The sequence below is a fragment of the Streptomyces sp. NPDC005551 genome, assembly GCF_042871785.1.
Taxonomy (GTDB): domain Bacteria; phylum Actinomycetota; class Actinomycetes; order Streptomycetales; family Streptomycetaceae; genus Streptomyces.
Window position 1 is genome coordinate 226,316 of record NZ_JBIAJE010000003.1, and the last position, 15,154, is coordinate 241,469.

At 72.9% G+C, this 15,154-nt stretch carries 16 protein-coding genes; 11 read left to right on the forward strand and 5 right to left on the reverse strand.

The features are described from left to right. Positions 1 to 72 precede the first annotated feature (72 nt). Positions 73 to 1,302 carry a crotonyl-CoA carboxylase/reductase gene (ccrA, locus tag ACFYP4_RS09255; RefSeq protein ID WP_358851787.1) on the forward strand — a complete coding sequence of 410 codons (1,230 nt, stop codon included), beginning with the start codon at positions 73 to 75 and terminating at the stop codon, positions 1,300 to 1,302. A 76-nt stretch (positions 1,303 to 1,378) separates the two neighbouring features. Here ccrA and ACFYP4_RS09260 read toward each other — a convergent pair whose 3' ends face one another. From ACFYP4_RS09260 to ACFYP4_RS09270, 3 genes are read right to left on the reverse strand one after another with little or no spacing between them, the layout of a single operon-like run. Further along, complete coding sequence (locus ACFYP4_RS09260) at positions 1,379 to 2,047, reverse strand: 4'-phosphopantetheinyl transferase superfamily protein (RefSeq protein WP_358851788.1); 669 nt, start codon at positions 2,045 to 2,047, stop codon at positions 1,379 to 1,381. A gap of 52 nt (positions 2,048 to 2,099) precedes the next feature. After that, on the reverse strand, positions 2,100 to 3,578 hold the full coding sequence (locus ACFYP4_RS09265) for a class I adenylate-forming enzyme family protein (RefSeq protein WP_388784220.1): 1,479 nt from the start codon (positions 3,576 to 3,578) through the stop codon (positions 2,100 to 2,102). Further along, positions 3,578 to 3,826 carry an acyl carrier protein gene (locus ACFYP4_RS09270; RefSeq protein ID WP_358851790.1) on the reverse strand — a complete coding sequence of 83 codons (249 nt, stop codon included), beginning with the start codon at positions 3,824 to 3,826 and terminating at the stop codon, positions 3,578 to 3,580. Before ACFYP4_RS09270 ends, ACFYP4_RS09265 begins: the two co-directional genes overlap by 1 nt. Before the next feature lie 542 nt (positions 3,827 to 4,368). Between ACFYP4_RS09270 and paaA the strand changes: the two genes are divergently transcribed. The 10 genes from paaA (at position 4,369) to ACFYP4_RS09320 (ending at position 13,284) form a co-directional block, all read left to right on the forward strand. Then, positions 4,369 to 5,436 (forward strand): 1,2-phenylacetyl-CoA epoxidase subunit PaaA, encoded by a 1,068-nt coding sequence (gene paaA / locus ACFYP4_RS09275; protein ID WP_358851791.1) that lies wholly within the window; start codon positions 4,369 to 4,371, stop codon positions 5,434 to 5,436. Next, entirely contained in the window at positions 5,433 to 5,735 is a 303-nt protein-coding gene (gene paaB / locus ACFYP4_RS09280; protein WP_358851792.1) for a 1,2-phenylacetyl-CoA epoxidase subunit PaaB, read from the forward strand. The genes paaA and paaB overlap by 4 nt, the downstream gene beginning before the upstream one ends. A 1-nt stretch (position 5,736) precedes the next feature. Next, positions 5,737 to 6,531 carry a 1,2-phenylacetyl-CoA epoxidase subunit PaaC gene (paaC, locus tag ACFYP4_RS09285; protein WP_358851854.1) on the forward strand — a complete coding sequence of 265 codons (795 nt, stop codon included), beginning with the start codon at positions 5,737 to 5,739 and terminating at the stop codon, positions 6,529 to 6,531. 155 nt (positions 6,532 to 6,686) lie between these two features. After that, positions 6,687 to 7,151 (forward strand): 1,2-phenylacetyl-CoA epoxidase subunit PaaD, encoded by a 465-nt coding sequence (paaD, locus tag ACFYP4_RS09290; protein ID WP_358851855.1) that lies wholly within the window; start codon positions 6,687 to 6,689, stop codon positions 7,149 to 7,151. 8 nt (positions 7,152 to 7,159) lie between these two features. Further along, complete coding sequence (locus ACFYP4_RS09295) at positions 7,160 to 8,284, forward strand: 2Fe-2S iron-sulfur cluster-binding protein (RefSeq protein ID WP_358851793.1); 1,125 nt, start codon at positions 7,160 to 7,162, stop codon at positions 8,282 to 8,284. A 102-nt stretch (positions 8,285 to 8,386) separates the two neighbouring features. Next, the gene (locus ACFYP4_RS09300) at positions 8,387 to 9,157 is read left to right on the forward strand and encodes an SDR family oxidoreductase (protein WP_358851794.1); all 771 of its coding nucleotides are present in this window, start codon (positions 8,387 to 8,389) and stop codon (positions 9,155 to 9,157) included. 91 nt (positions 9,158 to 9,248) lie between these two features. Beyond that, on the forward strand, positions 9,249 to 10,097 hold the full coding sequence (locus ACFYP4_RS09305) for a tryptophan 2,3-dioxygenase family protein (protein WP_358851795.1): 849 nt from the start codon (positions 9,249 to 9,251) through the stop codon (positions 10,095 to 10,097). After that, on the forward strand, positions 10,087 to 10,938 hold the full coding sequence (locus tag ACFYP4_RS09310) for an alpha/beta hydrolase (RefSeq protein WP_358851796.1): 852 nt from the start codon (positions 10,087 to 10,089) through the stop codon (positions 10,936 to 10,938). The genes ACFYP4_RS09305 and ACFYP4_RS09310 overlap by 11 nt, the downstream gene beginning before the upstream one ends. After that, the gene (gene kynU / locus ACFYP4_RS09315; RefSeq protein ID WP_358851797.1) at positions 10,935 to 12,185 is read left to right on the forward strand and encodes a kynureninase; all 1,251 of its coding nucleotides are present in this window, start codon (positions 10,935 to 10,937) and stop codon (positions 12,183 to 12,185) included. The genes ACFYP4_RS09310 and kynU overlap by 4 nt, the downstream gene beginning before the upstream one ends. Before the next feature lie 118 nt (positions 12,186 to 12,303). Continuing rightward, positions 12,304 to 13,284, forward strand: coding sequence for an LLM class flavin-dependent oxidoreductase (locus tag ACFYP4_RS09320; RefSeq protein ID WP_388784229.1), 981 nt, complete (start codon positions 12,304 to 12,306; stop codon positions 13,282 to 13,284). Positions 13,285 to 13,344: 60 nt separating this feature from the next. Here ACFYP4_RS09320 and ACFYP4_RS09325 read toward each other — a convergent pair whose 3' ends face one another. Together ACFYP4_RS09325 and ACFYP4_RS09330 are read right to left on the reverse strand one after the other, a co-directional pair. Then, the gene (locus tag ACFYP4_RS09325) at positions 13,345 to 13,605 is read right to left on the reverse strand and encodes a hypothetical protein (RefSeq protein WP_358851799.1); all 261 of its coding nucleotides are present in this window, start codon (positions 13,603 to 13,605) and stop codon (positions 13,345 to 13,347) included. Positions 13,606 to 13,692: 87 nt separating this feature from the next. Continuing rightward, positions 13,693 to 15,045: a phosphatase PAP2 family protein gene (locus ACFYP4_RS09330; RefSeq protein ID WP_358851856.1), complete on the reverse strand. Its 1,353-nt coding sequence runs from the start codon at positions 15,043 to 15,045 to the stop codon at positions 13,693 to 13,695. Positions 15,046 to 15,154: the final 109 nt, after the last annotated feature.

The window sequence follows — 15,154 nt, forward strand, 5'->3', positions numbered from 1 at the left end:
CCACGCCGGACGCACCCCGGCGGCCGGCCGGTTCCGCGGCCGGCACGCCCCGACCCGCTCAGGAGATCACCCGTGACCTTGTCCCAGGACCTCTACGACCTCGGTGACGCACCCGACCTCGGTACCGCGCCCAAGCGGATGTACGCCTCCCTCATCCGCCGTGAGCGCTACGGACAGCCGCGCGACGCCTTCCGCACCGAGGTGGTGGACGTGCCGCCGGTCCGCCGCGGCCAGGTCCTGGTCAAGGTGATGGCGGCGGGCGTCAATTACAACAACGTCTGGGCGGCGCTCGGTTCACCGCTGGACGTCATCGCCGCGCGGCAGAAGGCGGGCGCCACGGAGGACTTCCACATCGGCGGCTCCGATCTGTCCGGCATCGTCTGGGCCGTCGGTGAGGACGTGCGCGGTGTCCGGCTCGGCGACGAGGTGGTCGTGCTGGCCAGCCGCTGGGACGAGTCGGCACAGGACATCCGTCTGGGCGGCGACCCGGCCGCCTCCATGACGCAGCGGGTGTGGGGGTACGAGGAGAACTACGGTTCCTTCGCCCAGTTCGCGGTGGTCGACGACTACATGTGCCACCCCAAGCCGGCCAGGCTGTCGTGGGCGGCGGCGTCCTGCTACATGGCGACCGCCGCCACCGCCTACCGCCAGCTGTTCGGCTGGCCGCCGCACACCGTCAGGCCCGGCGACCCCGTGCTGGTCTGGGGCGGCGCGGGCGGACTCGGCAGCATCGCCATCCAGCTCGTACGGCACGTGGGCGGCATCCCGGTCGCGGTGGTCTCCAGCCGGGAACGCGGCGAGTTCTGCGTGAAGCTGGGCGCCGAGGGATACATCGACCGGCGGGAGTTCGACCACTGGGGGCGGCTGCCGGACGCGTCGGACGAGGCCGCCATGGCGCGCTGGCTGGCCGGGGCCCGGGCCTTCGGGCGACGCTTCTGGGAGGTGCTCGGGGAGCGCCGGGCACCCCGGATCGTGCTGGAGCACTCCGGGGCCGACACCATCCCGACCTCGGTCTACCTGTGCGACAACGCGGGCATGGTCGTCATCTGCGGCGGCACCACCGGGTACAACGGCGACGTGGACCTCCGTTTCCTGTGGATGCGGCAGAAGCGCCTCCAGGGTTCGCACGTCGCCGACGCCCGCGAAGGGCGGGAGATCACCCGGCTGATCGACCAGGGCATCATCGACCCGTGCCTGTCGCGGACGTTCGGCTTCGAGGAGATCGGCCTGGCCCACCAGCTCATCCACGACAACCAGCACCCCGCAGGGAACATGGCGGTACTGGTGAACGCGCCCGCCTAGGACCTGTTCACGGACGGTGAGAGGCCGACGACGCGAAGTCGCCGGCCTCTCACCTCGGGAATTGCGGTGCCGAACGCTACGGACACACCCAGCTGAACACACCCGTCGCGACCTTGCGGACCCGGACGTCGACGCCGGTGCCCGAGCCGCCGCGGGCCTCGATCCTGAAGCCGGCCCGGGTGGGTACGGCTCGCAGGTCCCGCAGGGTTCCGGGTAGGAGGTCCGCGCCCGTGTCCGCGGCCCCGTGCGGCGGGAGGCCGCGAAGGGCTTTCCAGGCCGCCTCCTTGGCGGAGAAGAGCGTCAGCAACCGGGCGGGCAAGAGGGCCGGGTTGACGGCGTGCAGCCAGTCCTCCTCGTCCTCGCGCAGCACGAACCGCGAAGCGGCCGACGGGAGTTCACGCAGTTCCAGGTCGCAGCCCGGCGCACCGGACCGCCCCGGGCCGAGCGCCACCGACACCGCGACGCCCTCACTGTGGGTGATCGACGCCGCCAGCCCCGGCGGGAACACGGGCAGTCGGCCGGCCCGGGGGATGTCACCGCAGTCGAGCCCCACCGAACGCAGCGCCCGCCGGGCGGCGAGCCGTCCGGCCATAAACTCGCGTCTGCGACTCGGGATCATCCGCGCGGCTATCGCGGCCTCGGCGGGCCCGGCGGGACGCGCCGCCGCCTCCGACTCCAGAGCGACCCCCAGGCCGAGGCCCGCGGCGGCGAGCGGTGCCCGCAGACGCGTCAACTCGGCCCTCACGGACGGCGGAAGGGAAACGCCGGTCCGGGCCCGCGGCCGGGTGTCCACGGCGTCAGGTCCGCAGCAGTTTTTTGATGATCTTCCCGGCGGGATTGCGCGGCACCTGTTCGATGAACTCGATCCTCCGGGGCCTCTTGTAGGGCGCGAGGTTCTCCGCGACGTGCCGCAGCAGGTCGGACGCGGCCGTGCCCTCCGCGGCGACGACGTACGCGAGCGGCATCTCTCCGTAGTCCTCGTCGGCGACGCCCACGACCGCCGCGTCCCGGACGGCGGGATGGGTCATGAGCACGCGTTCGATCTCCGAGGGGTACACGTTCTGGCCGGCCCGGATGATCACGTCCTTGCTCCGGTCGACGAGGTGGATGCGTCCGCCCTCGTCCATGTAGCCGAGGTCGCCCGTGCGGATCCAGCCGTCGAGGGTCACTTCGCGGGTGGCCTCGGGGTCGTTCCAGTAGCCCTGCATGACGCCCGGCCCGCGGACGATGATCTCGCCCATCTCCCCGCGCGGCACCTCCCGTCCCCGCTCGTCCACCGCGCGCGCGGACATGCCGGGGATGACCCGCCCGCACGGGATGCGTGCGCTCACGTCGCCGGGCTCGGGGTGTTCGTCGGGGCCGAGGGTGACGAAGGGGCCGCCCACCTCCGTCATGCCGTACACCTGGCGGAAGCCGCAGCCGAGGCGGCCGACGGCGTCGGCGTACACGTCGAGGGGCATCGGGGCGGCGCCGTAGAGGATCTCGCGGAGGGAGGACAGGTCGGTACGGTGCGAGGCCTTCGCCTGGAGCATGAACCGCAGCATCTGCGGGACCAGCCACACGTGGGTGGCCCGGTGCCGTTCGACGGCCGCGAGGGCACCCTGCGGCGTGAAGCCCGCCATCAGCACCACGGTGGCACCCGCGGCCAGGTAGGTGAGCGACACCACCATGCTGCCGTGGTACAGCGGGCAGCAGTTGACCATCACGATGTCGTCGGTGGGGCGGGCCTGCACCAGCCAGCCGAGCGCGATCGCGCGGAAAGACGCCTCGTCGACGGTGACGCCCTTGGCCTGTCCCGTGGTGGCCGAGGTGTGCAGGACGGCGATCGGTGCGGTGTCGGAAACGCCGGGCAGGTCGCGGTGATCGGCCACCGTGCCGAGCGCTTCGAACACGGGCTTGTCGAACGCCATCCGGATCCGCACGGTCGCCGGCAGGGAGGTGTGCCGGTCCAGCAGTTCGGATTCCCCGAGCACCGCGACGGCGCCGACCCGTTCGATGATGCCGGCCACCTCGGGTACGGCCAGGCTGTGGTTGAGCGGCACGAACAGCGCGCCGAGCCGGGCGAGCGCGAAATAGCTCTCCAGTACCTCGATCCGGTCCTGGGAGAGGACGGCGACGCGGTCACCGGCCTCGATCCCGAGCTCCGCCAGGCCGCGGGCGAGTTCGGCCGTACGGTCGTCGAACTGCGCCCACGTGACGCTGCGCCGCTCGTCGACGAGCGCGGTGCGGTCGGGGAAGCACTGGCGGTTGCGTTCCACCAGCTGGGTCAGCCACATCAGGCACCGCCGGGGGTTCCGGCGACGGTGTGCTCGGCGACGAAGCGCTCGTAGTCGGCGATCGTATGCAGCTTCTCCATGTCCTCCGCGGTGATCTCCACGCCCGTCCGCTGTTCGACGAGCAGGACCAGGCGCACCAGGTCACCCGAGTCGATGCCGCTGCCGGCGAGGTCGACGTCGTCGCCGATGGCGTCGGCGTACTCGGCCGTACCGGTGAGTTCGACCAGCAACGTCCTGATGGTGCTCATGGTGTCCCCTTTCGCGGTGCCGCGGCCGGCCGTCGTCGCGGCCGAGCCCGTGTGTCGCAAGAAGAAGAGGCGCGCGAGCCGTCACGCACTCCCCCGGCCCCCGGGTGACGTTCGTCACGCGCCCGGGCGGGACGGTCGGGGATAGCACGGCTGCCCGGCGTCCTCTCTTCTCGGTGAGGGTTGCGCCCCCGGCCCGCGTGGCACGACGGCCGGCGGGCGATGACAGTCGAGGGAGTGGTGATGCCGGTGCCCAGGCAGTGCGTACGGGTCGGGACGGTGGGCGGCAGGACGACCGCGGGCCGGAGCGCCACCGCGGTCCGGACCGCCGGCGCGAACGGACCCGTGGACCGGACCGCCGGCGCGAACGGACCCGTGGACCGGACCGCCGGCGCGAACGGACCCGTGGACCGGACCGCCGGCGCGAACGGACCCGTGAACCGGAGCGGCGTCGCCGAAAGGATCGGCGTCCGCGGACGGAGCGGCAGCACGGTCCGGCCCGGCACCACCGTGACCCGCGCCGGGCGAACCGGGGAGGGGCCGGCATGAGCGCGGCGCCGAACACGGCCGACCCGGCCGCCCCCGCCTCGGAGGCGGAACTCACCGCCCGCTTCGAGGCACTGCTGAGCGCGGGCGGGACGGTGGAGCCGCGGGACTGGATGCCCGACGGCTACCGGCGCATGCTGATCCGTCAGATCGCCCAGCACGCCCACTCCGAGATCATCGGCATGCAGCCCGAGGGCTCCTGGCTCACCCGGGCGCCCTCCCTGCACCGCAAGTCGGTGCTGATCGCGAAGGTCCAGGACGAGGCCGGCCACGGCATGTACCTCTACTCGGCCGCCGAGACCCTCGGGGTGGACCGCGCCGACCTGCTGGACGCCCTGCACCGGGGACAGCAGCGCTACGCGGCCACCTTCAACCACGCGGCGCTGACCTGGGCCGACACGGGAGCCATCGCCTGGCTCACGGACGGCGCCGCGGTGATCAACCAGGCGCCGCTGTGCCACACGTCGTACGGGCCCTACGCGCGTGCGATGCGCCGGGTCTGCCAGGAGGAGGCCTTCCACGTCCGGCAGGGGTACGACCTGCTGCGGTCGCTGTGCGAGGGCACGCCCGCGCAGCGCGAGATGGCCCAGGACGCCGTGAACCGCTGGTGGCTGCCGGCCGTGGCGCTCATGTTCGGGCCGCCCGACACGGTCGCCGGAGGCGCCGACGCGCGCACGGCGGCACTGGGTGCGGCCGTGTCACGCCGGGCCATCGCCTGGGGCATCAAACGGCACACCAACGACGAGCTGCGTCAGCGGTTCGTCGACCACTGCGTGCCGCAGGCCGAGCGCCTCGGCTTGACCCTGCCCGACGCGAACATCCGGTGGAACGACGAGCGCGGACACTACGACTTCGGTCCCATCGACTGGGAGGTCTACCGCGGCGCCCTCGCCGACGACTCGCACTGTGCCCGCCGGCGGCTGGCGCACCGGGTCGCCGCGCACGAGGACGGTGCCTGGGTCCGGGAGGCCGCCGCCGCGTACGCGGCCCGCGAACCCCTCGACGCACCGGACGCGGGGGACCCGGACGACCAGGGTGCCGGCCGTACGAGGGAGCCGGCCGCATGAGCGCCGCGCATACGCAGGCACCGGCGTCCTGGGAGGTCTTCCTGCGTCCGCGCCGCGGGCTGTCCCACCAGCACGTGGGGTCCGTCCGCGCGAGCGACCCGGACATGGCACTGGCCCACGCCAGGGATCTCTACACGCGGCGGGGCGATCCGCTGTCCCTGTGGGTCGTCCGCTCGGACGCGGTGCACGCCGTGTCCCCCGACGAGCACGACCCGTACTTCAGCAACGCCCACCACAAGCCCTACCGCTACCCCGAGCAGTACGCATCGCCGACGGAGGGAGGCGAACACGATGACTGAGATGTACGACGCCACCGCCCAGACGCCCTCGCGCGCGGGCATCGAGGCCGGGGATCTCGCCCGGTTCACCCTGTGTCTCGGCGACGACGCCCTGATCCTCGGGCAGCGGCTGTGCCAGTGGATCACGCGGGCACCGACGATCGAGGAGGACCTGGCGCTGTCCAACATCGCCCTCGACCTCGTCGGCCACGCCCGCACCCTGCTGGCGTGGAGCGGACGGCTGGACGGCAGCGAACGCTCCGAGGACGACCTCGCCTTCGGGCGCACGGAGCGGGAGTTCCGCAACGCCCTCCTCCTGGAGCTGCCGGGCGGGGACTTCGCCGCGACCGTGGCCCGCCAGCTCACGTACACGCACTACGCCGTACTGCTCTACGAGGCGCTGGCCGGCTCCGCCGACCGGGAGCTGGCCGCCTTCGCGGTGCGGGCCGCGAAGGAAACGGGCTACCACCGCCTGCACGCCGACAACTGGACGGTGCGGCTGGGGCTCGGCACTGCGGAGAGCGCCCGCCGCATGCAGGCCGGCCTGGACCGCGTGTGGCCCTATACGGCCGAGTTGTTCGACGAGGACGACGCGGTGCGCCGGCTGGTCGAGGCCGGGACGGTCCCCTCTCCCGGTCGGCTGCGGACGGCCTGGCAGGAGAGTGTCGCCGCCGTCGTGACCCGGGCCGGGCTCGCCGTGCCCGCACCCGCCTGGGCCGCGCGGGGCGGACGCGAGGGCCTGCACACCGAGGACTTCGCTCCGCTCATCGCCGAAATGCAGTCGGTGCACCGGCAGTTCCCGGGAGGCACCTGGTGACCGGCCCGGACCACGCCCCGGCCACCGGCCCGGCCCTTCCACTCACCAGCTCGCCCGCCACCGGCCCGGTCCTCCCGGCCGCGTTCCCGTCGGCGCCGGGCCCCGGTGCCGACCGGGAACGCCCGGCCGCCTCCGCGCGCCGGGACGTCGCGGAGGTGCGGGCGCGCGTGGAGGCGCTCCCGGACCCCGAGCTGCCGATGATCAGCCTGGGCGAACTGGGGGTGATCCACTCCGTCGCCGCGGCAGCGGACGGAAGCCTGGAGGTGGAGCTCGTCCCGACGTTCCTGGGGTGCCCGGCGCTGCCCGCCATCGCCTCCGCCGTCGAGGAGGTCCTCCGGGACTGCGGCCACGCCGACGGCCGCGTGCGCCACGTGCTGGCACCGGCCTGGAGCACGGACCGCATCACGCCGTCGGGCCGCGCCAAGCTGGCCGCCCACGGCATCGCCCCGCCCGCTCCCCGGAACGCGCCCCAGCCGGTGCGCCTCGGACTCGGCGTGCCCTGCCCGCACTGCGGCTCACCCGCCACCCGGCCGCACAGCCCCTTCGGGCCCGCACGCTGCCAGTCCATGCTGCGGTGCACGGCCTGCCGGGAGACCTTTCCCCACCTGACGGCGATGTGAGACGACCCATGAACGCAGTTCCCGTCGCACAGCACAGCGGACCGCTCGACACCCACGGGACCGGGGACCGCCGCACCGGCTGGTTCCGGCTCCCCGTCACCGGGCTCGACCACCTGACGGACAACGCGGTGGCCGTCACACTGGACGTCCCCGAAGCCCTGGTCACCACCTTCGCCCACCGGCCGGGTCAGCACGTCGTCGTACGGCACCGGCGCGACGGCGCTGAACTGCGGCGCAGTTACTCGATCTGCCCGCCGCCCGACGCGCCGGACGCCCTCCGTCTGGTCGTCCAGCGCAACACGCCGGACGGTTTCGGCGCCTACGCGCTGTCGGCGCTGAAGGAGGGCGACCGGCTCGAACTCTCCCCGCCGGGCGGCCGGTTCGGCCTGCCCGACAGCACCGGCGGGCACCACGTCCTGATCGCGGGCGGCAGCGGCATCACGCCCCTCGCACCCATGGCCGCCACGGCTCTGCGTGAGGACCCCGGCTGCCGCGTCTCGCTGATCCATGCGGTGCGCACCGCGGGCGACGCTCTCCTGTCGGACGAACTCGCCGTCCTCAAGGACGCGTTCGTCGACCGCCTCACCGTGCTGTACGTCCTCTCGCGCGAACGCCGCGAGAGCGAGCTGTTCACCGGGCGCATCGACGCGCCGAAACTGCTGCGTCTGCTCGAACTGCTGGACGTACGCCCCGGCTCCCCCACGACATTCGCCCTGTGCGGGCCGTACGGGCTGCTCCGGACCGTGGGCACGACGCTCGCCGCGTGGGGTGCGCCCCCGGACCGGGTGCGCTCGGAGCTGTTCTCCGCCGCTGGGGCGCCGGCCGAGCCGGCCCCTGCCGCCTCGGCCGTCCCCCGGGGCCGGGTGACGGCGGTGCTCGGCGGCCGTACCAGCGTCGTCACCGTGCTGCCGCAGGACGAGGTGATCCTCGACGCCGTGCTCCGTCAGCGCCCCGAGGCGCCGTACGCCTGCCGCGACGGTGTGTGCGGCAGCTGCCGGGCGAAGGTGACGCGGGGAGCCGTGACGCTGGGGTCCCAGCACGCCCTGGACGCCCGCGACCTGGCGGCGGGCTACACGCTCGCCTGTCGCGCCCGCCCCCGGACCGACGACCTCACGCTGGACTTCGACGCCTGACCGCCGTCCCGTCCTCGATCCCCCGTCCCTTCCCGTTCCCTCGCCCCTTCCCGTTCCCTCGTTCCCCGTCCCACGTTCCACGTTCCACCGAAGGAGAGCATCTTGCCCACCACCCTGCGGCACGAAGGCAGAACCGCCCTGGTGACCGGCGGCAGCCGCGGCATCGGCAAAGGCATCAGCCTGCGGCTGGCGCGGGAGGGCGCCCTGGTCGCGGTGCACTACGGCCACCACCACGAGGCGGCCGAGCAGACGGTCAAGGAGATCGAGGCCGAGGGTGGGCGCGCGTTCCGCGTGCACGCCGAGCTCGGCGTTCCCGGCGACGCCGACGCCCTCTGGGCGGCCTTCGACCGTGAAATGGCGGCCCGGGGAGCCGAACCCGCCCTGGACATCCTCGTCAACAACGCCGGCATCACCCTTCCGCGCACCATCGAGAACGTCACCGAGGACGACTACGACAGGGTGTTCGCCGTCAACACGCGGGCGCCGTTCTTCGTGATCCAGCGCGGCCTGCGGCGACTGCGGGACGGCGGACGGATCATCAACATCTCGTCGGTGGCCACCCGGGTCGCGTTCCCGGCGATCGTCGCCTACACGATGACCAAGGGTGCCCTGGACACGCTCGCCCTGTCGCTCGCCAAGGAGTTGGGGCCGCGCGGCATCACAGTGAACACGGTCGCGCCCGGGTTCACCGAGACGGAGATCAATCCCACGCTCAAGAACCCGCAGATCCGGCAGGCCTATTCGGCCGCGTCCGTGTTCGACCGGCTCGGTGCCCCCGCCGACATCGCCGACGTCGTGTCCTTCGTCGCGAGCGACGACGCCCGCTGGGTGACCGGCCACTGGATCGACGCCAGCGGCGGAGTCCAGCTCTGACCGGCCGTCGAGCCGGCCCGGCACCGGACCGCGCACGGCACGCCCCCACACCGTCCGCCTCCCCGCCGCCCGCGGCCTTCTAGGAGTCCTGATGGAAGACGGCACGTCCGTACTCGCGGATCTGTCCACGGACGATCCGCTCACCCAGCCCTTCCGGGGCACGAGTCCCTACGACGACTACGTCCACGCCTCGGTCCTCAACTCGCTCCAGCAACCGCTCACCGAGGCGGCCGACGAGATGGGCTTCCTCGTCACCACCCAGGTGATGGAGCTGTGGTTCACCCTGATCGTGCACGAGTGGCGCACGGCCCGGGAGTCCTTCGTCAAGGACGATCTGGACGCGGCCGTGGACGCGCTGGTGCGCAGTCGCCGCGCACTGCGTGCCCTCGTCGCCTCCTGGCAGCCCATCGCCGCCCTGACACCCGCTCAGTTCAACGGCTTCCGCGCCGCGTTCGGCAAGGCGTCCGGTTTCCAGTCCGCGATGTACCGGCACCTGGAGATCCTGCTCGGCGAGAAGTCCGCCGCGCTCGTGCGCGCGCACCGGGGCGATCCGAAGGTCCACGAGGCGCTGCGGGACGCCCACCGTGAGACGTCGCTCTACGACGAGGTCCTGATGTTCCTGCACCGCCGCGGCCTGCCGGTGCCGCAGCACGTCCGAGAGCGGGACGTCACCGAGCCGTACGTGATGGATCCCGGCGTCGTGGAGGTGTGGCGGCGGGTGTACGCCGGTCCGCAGCACGATCCGCTGCTCGCGCTGGGCGAGTTGCTCACCGATCTCGCCGAGCTGGTCGCGCGCTGGCGGTTCGACCACGTCATGGTGGTGCGGCGGGCGATGGGCACCAAGTCGGGCAGCGCCGGATCCTCGGGACTGGCCTGGCTGGAGCAGCGTGCCGCTCGCACGGTCTTTCCGGAACTCTGGGCGGTGCGCGGTGACATCTAGGGTCATCTCCGCGTTCGCCGCGCAGGAGGAGAGGCGGGTGCTGAGCCTGAAGCCCGTCCTGGCGCCGCGGCACGGGTCGTACGGCGAACACCCTCACCAGGTCTACGACGCGTGGCCTGCCGCGGATCCGGCTGCCCCGCTGGTGATCCTGCTGCACGGCGGTTACTGGCGCTACGACCGCATGCATCTGACCCCGTTCGCCGCGTACCTGGCCCGGCAGGGGTTCTCCGTCCTGCTGCCTGGGTTCCGCAGGTCGGGTGGCGCGGGCGGCTATCCGGAGACCTTCGACGACATCGCGCGGATCGTGGACACCCTGCCCGAGGGCAGGCGCTACGTCCTGGCCGGTCACTGCTCGGGCGGCCATCTCGCCCTGTGGTGCGCGGCCCGCGGGCTGCTGCCGCAGGACTCCCCCTGGTACACGAACCGGCTGCCGGACGCCGTGCTGGCGCTCGCGCCGCTCACCGACCTGGCCGCGACCCGCCGTGACGGCCTGAGCGACGATGCGGCGCTGCAACTCCTGGGCGGCGAGGGTACGTTCGAGGAGCGGCTGCCGTTGGTGGATCCGCTCGGCCTGCTCAAGGGGACGGGCTCCACCGGGGTGCGGACAGTCCTGCTGCACGGCGAGGTCGACGAGGAGGTGCCGCTCTCGCAGTTCGCCGACTACGCGGCCGTCCACCGCGACCTGGAGACCGTCGTCCTGCCGGGGACGGGGCACTACACGCTCATCGAGCCGGACGCGCCCGCCGCACGGGCGGTCGCGGACACACTGTGGCGTCTGACCGGTGAGTGGGGCGCGGTCCGGCCGGACGCCGCACCCGCCCAGGACGGAGGGCGGCCGTGACGACCGCCGCCCACACGCTGGACGAACAGGCCGCGGCCCTCGACGCCGACGACGTCCTTGCCCCGGTCCGGGAGCGTTTCCTCATCCCCGAGGGGCTCGTCTATCTGGACGGCAACTCGCTCGGCCCGCTGCCGGCGGCGGTGCCACCGGCGCTCGCCGACGTCGTGCACCAGCAGTGGGGCACCGGCCTGATCCGCTCGTGGAACTCCCACGACTGGTGGCAGGCGCCGCTGCGGGTCGGTGACGCCGTCGGGCGTCTGGTAGGCGCCGCGCCGGGGCAGACGGTGGCGGGCGACTCCACCAGCGTGCAGCTCTTCACCGCGCTCAGTGCCGCCGCAGGCCTGCGCCCCGACCGACGGACGCTGGTCACGGACCCGGGGCACTTCCCCACCGACCGCTATCTGGCGGGCTCGGTGGCACGACTGCACGGCCTGCGCGTACGCCAGGTGCCGCCGGGTGAACTGGAGCGGTACCTGGCCGCCGAGGGCGACGACGTGTGCGTGGTCAGCTACTCCCCCGTCGACTACCGGACCGGCGAGCTGTACGACATGGGGGCGCTGACCCGGGCCACGCACCGGGCCGGCGCGCTCTCCCTGTGGGACCTGTGCCACGCGGCCGGGGCGCTGCCGGTGCACCTGGACGCCCTCGGGGCCGACTTCGCGGTCGGCTGCGGCTACAAGTTCCTGTCGGGGGGCCCGGGCGCCCCGGCGTTCCTGTACGCCGCCCGCCGCCATCACGACGACTGGCGGACACCGCTCGACGGCTGGACCGGGCACGCGGATCCCTTCGGCCTGCGGCCGGACTACACCCCCGCGCCGGGGATCGCCCGGGCCCGTATCGGAACTCCGCCGATCCTGTCCCTGCTGGGCCTGGAAGCCGCGCTGAAAGCCTTCGACGGGATCGACATGGCGCAGGTCCGCGCCAAGAGTCTCTCCCTGACCGGCTTCTTCCTCCGGTGCGCAGAGGACATGCTGACCGGTCTCGGCTTCGAGCCGGTCACCCCGGCCGACCCGGACCGCCGCGCCAGCCAGGTGTCCCTGCGCCATCCCCATGCCTACGGCCTGATCCAGTCGCTGGCCGCCCAGGACGTCGTCGCCGACATGCGCGCACCCGATCTTCTCCGGTTCGGTGTCAACGCGCTCTACACCTCCCACCGTGACGTGCTCGTCGCCGTCCGACGTCTTCGGCAGACGGCGGCGACCGGCGCCTACGACCCGTCACCCGAGGAGGCGGGGACGGTGACCTGACGCCCAGGGGCACAATCGCCCGCCCCCGCGGGGCCGCGCCGGCGCGGGTCGGCCGACGGGTCCGGGACAGCGACGGCCCGGACCCGGGGGAGCATCCCGCGCTCCCTATGCTGACCGCATGATCCCTCTGCCTCTCTCCGCGCTGGAAGTCGCCATGGTCCAGACCGGCACTCGGGCCGCGGACACGTTACGTGACACCACCGAGTTCGCCCGCCGCCTCGACGCCCTCGGCTACCGGCGCCTGTGGTACGCCGAGCACCACCACTCCCCCGCCATCGGCGCGTTTCCGCCCGTGGTCCTCACCGCTCATTCGGCCGCGTCCACGGCGTCCATCCGGCTGGGCTCCGGAGGCGTGCTGGCCCCCAACCACGCCCCGGTCATGCTGGCGGAGCAGTTCGGCACACTGGCCGCGCTGCACCCCGACCGGATCGACCTGGGCATAGGCCGCGGGCCCGGCACCTTCGACGAGGCCACCGCACGGGCCCTGCGCCGAGGTGCGGGACCTGTGACGGACGACGAGTACCGGGACGACGTGGCGGAGACGCTGCGGCTCCTGGTGGACGAGGTCGCCCTCGGCCCGCTCCCGGAGCCGTGGCTCCTGTCCTCCAGCACCGCCGGTGCCGCCCTGGCCGCGGAGCTCGGTCTGCCGATGGCTTTCGCCCACCACATCCGGGCGGACAACACCCGTGCCGCACTCGCCCGTTACCGAGCCGGTTTCGCCCCGTCCCGCTGGTCCGAGCGCCCCCGCGTGCTGCTGTGCGTGGAGGTGGTGTGCGCCGAGACGCAGGAGGAAGCGGAGCGGCTCGCCGGACCCATGGACGTCGTCAAGGCCGGACTCCTCCAGGGACGCAGCGACGTTCCCTTCCCCTCGCCCGAGGAGGCGTCCGCGCACCCGTTCGCGCCCGGGGAATGCCAGGCGCTGGCGCGTTTCCGGGCCCATCAGGCGCACGGCACAGCGGACACGGTGGTGCGACGCCTGACCGAGCTGGCGGCGGCGACCGACGCGGACGAACTGATGCTGGTGACGCCGGTCTACGCCCTGGCCGACCGCCTGCGCTCGTACGAGCTGGTGAGACGGCACGCCGCACCGGAGCACTGAGCGTCCGGCGCGAGGGCCTCAGTCCCTGCCCCGGCCGGATCGCCGCGGGTGGGGCCCGGGTCAGCTCCCCAACGAGCACGACCGGGAGTGCTCCCAGTACCTGCGGGTCTCCCGGCTGTCCTCGTCGGGACCGTCCGGTGCGCCGCAGGTGCACCGTCCGGCGGTGGGGTCGATGAGGTCGGCCGCCTCGCGATGCCCCGCCTCCCGGAGCTGCGTGGCCAGTTGGCGCGCGTAGTCCTCGACGAGGAGCGCCGCCTCCTTGCCCGAGCGGCCGGTACCGTCGCGGCGAAGTTCCTGTACCAGTCTGGCGCGCGCCATCATGCGGGTCGGCTCCTTGTGCGGTCGGCCGCCGGTCCGTGCGCGGTTCACCGCCAACCTAACAAACCCCACGGCACGGGGGCGTCGCCGTCAGGTCAGTTCGGGTTGCGGGGCCGGCTGCCGGACGGGCACGGTCTTCGGCTCCCAGGACGCGGTCGTCCGTATGTAGTCGTAGATGACCGAGACCATGGCGAGGAGGAGCAGGGGGCCGGCCAGCCACGGGTGTGCGGCCATCTCCAGAGGCAGGCAGCGGTAGGACACCAGGAGTGCGACGCACACCGTCGAGCCGTGGGCGACCAGTCGGATCCCCGACCGGTCCCAGCCGTGGTCGTAGGCGCGCAGCGCCCCTTCGACCGTGAGCGTGAACACCACGCCGGCGATGAGGTCGGCGCCGTAGTGGTAGCCGAAGCCGAGCGTCGCGGCGAGGGTGGCGATCAGCCAGAACGCGCCGGCGTAGCGCAGGGCGCGCGGGCCCTTGCGGGAGTGGATGAAGATCGCGGTGGCCCACGCGGTGTGCAGGCTCGGCATGCAGTTCCGCGGGGTGATCCCGTCGAACGGCATGAGGTGCGGGGCACTGATCGCAGGCACTGTCCGCGGCCACAGGTCGGCCACGGCCCAGGGCGCGCTGGGGGGCATGTGCGGTGCCCACAGGCTGACTCCTTCCCAGTGCGCGGCGCCGGTGCCATAGGCGAAGACCGGCCCGACCACCGGGAAGATCATGTAGAAGGCCGGTCCGATGAGGCCGATGGTGAGGAAGGTGCGCACGAGGTGGTGGCGCGGGAAGCGGCGCTCGGCGGTCACGTTGCGCAGTTGGTACAGCGCGACGACGACCGCGGCCACCGGGAGCTGGCCGTAGACGAAGTCGAGAGTGTTGAAGCCGATGGGGCCGGAGGCGGTGACGATCCGCCCGGCGAGCCAGGACGGGTTGCCCAGTGCGTGGTCGGTGACCGCCACGTACTGGTCGAGCACCATGGGCCGGGTCTGGGAGGTGAGGAAGAGCCAGGCGTCGCCCGTCTTGCGGCCCGCTATGAGGAGCAGGGCCAGTCCTACGCCCTTCAGCAGCAGGACGCGCTCCGGGCCCGTGCGGCGGGTGACGGCGACGACCGCGCAGCCCAGGGTCACCCACAGCGCGCCGTTGCCGAAGGGGTGGCCGTCGGTCACTTCGATGTCGGCCACCCAGCGGACCGCCCAGAAGACGACGTCGACGCCGACCGCCGCGCCCAGCGCGATGAATCGCTGCCGCCAGGTGAGAACCACCATCATCAACGCCATACCGGCGTACAGCAGTCCGCCGGATTTGGGCGGGAACAGCACCTCTCGCGCCTGCGTGGTGATCGGACCCGGCAGGCCGTAGTGGCGTACGGCGCATTCGAGCGCGACGAGGAATCCGAGCACCGCGACCGCCGCCGCGGCCCACAGGCCCGCTTGTGGTTGACGCCGTATGTGTATCAATCCAGACCACTTCACTAGATACTGGTTGCGCTGTCGGTCCTACCCGCCCGGGCAGGACGAAAAAAACACCGCGCGGGTTCCGGCCCGGCTTCGGCCGTCG

What these genes read in the sequence shown, in the direction of transcription:
- paaC (WP_358851854.1), top strand. Translation starts at nt 5,737, where the DNA reads ATGTACGACGCCACCGCCCAGACGCCCTCGCGCGCGGGCATCGAGGCC.
- ACFYP4_RS09325 (WP_358851799.1), bottom strand. Translation starts at nt 13,605, where the DNA reads ATGATGGCGCGCGCCAGACTGGTACAGGAACTTCGCCGCGACGGTACC.
- ACFYP4_RS09270 (WP_358851790.1), bottom strand. Translation starts at nt 3,826, where the DNA reads ATGAGCACCATCAGGACGTTGCTGGTCGAACTCACCGGTACGGCCGAG.
- ACFYP4_RS09265 (WP_388784220.1), bottom strand. Translation starts at nt 3,578, where the DNA reads ATGTGGCTGACCCAGCTGGTGGAACGCAACCGCCAGTGCTTCCCCGAC.
- ACFYP4_RS09320 (WP_388784229.1), top strand. Translation starts at nt 12,304, where the DNA reads ATGATCCCTCTGCCTCTCTCCGCGCTGGAAGTCGCCATGGTCCAGACC.
- ACFYP4_RS09305 (WP_358851795.1), top strand. Translation starts at nt 9,249, where the DNA reads ATGGAAGACGGCACGTCCGTACTCGCGGATCTGTCCACGGACGATCCG.
- paaA (WP_358851791.1), top strand. Translation starts at nt 4,369, where the DNA reads ATGAGCGCGGCGCCGAACACGGCCGACCCGGCCGCCCCCGCCTCGGAG.
- paaB (WP_358851792.1), top strand. Translation starts at nt 5,433, where the DNA reads ATGAGCGCCGCGCATACGCAGGCACCGGCGTCCTGGGAGGTCTTCCTG.
- ACFYP4_RS09295 (WP_358851793.1), top strand. Translation starts at nt 7,160, where the DNA reads ATGAACGCAGTTCCCGTCGCACAGCACAGCGGACCGCTCGACACCCAC.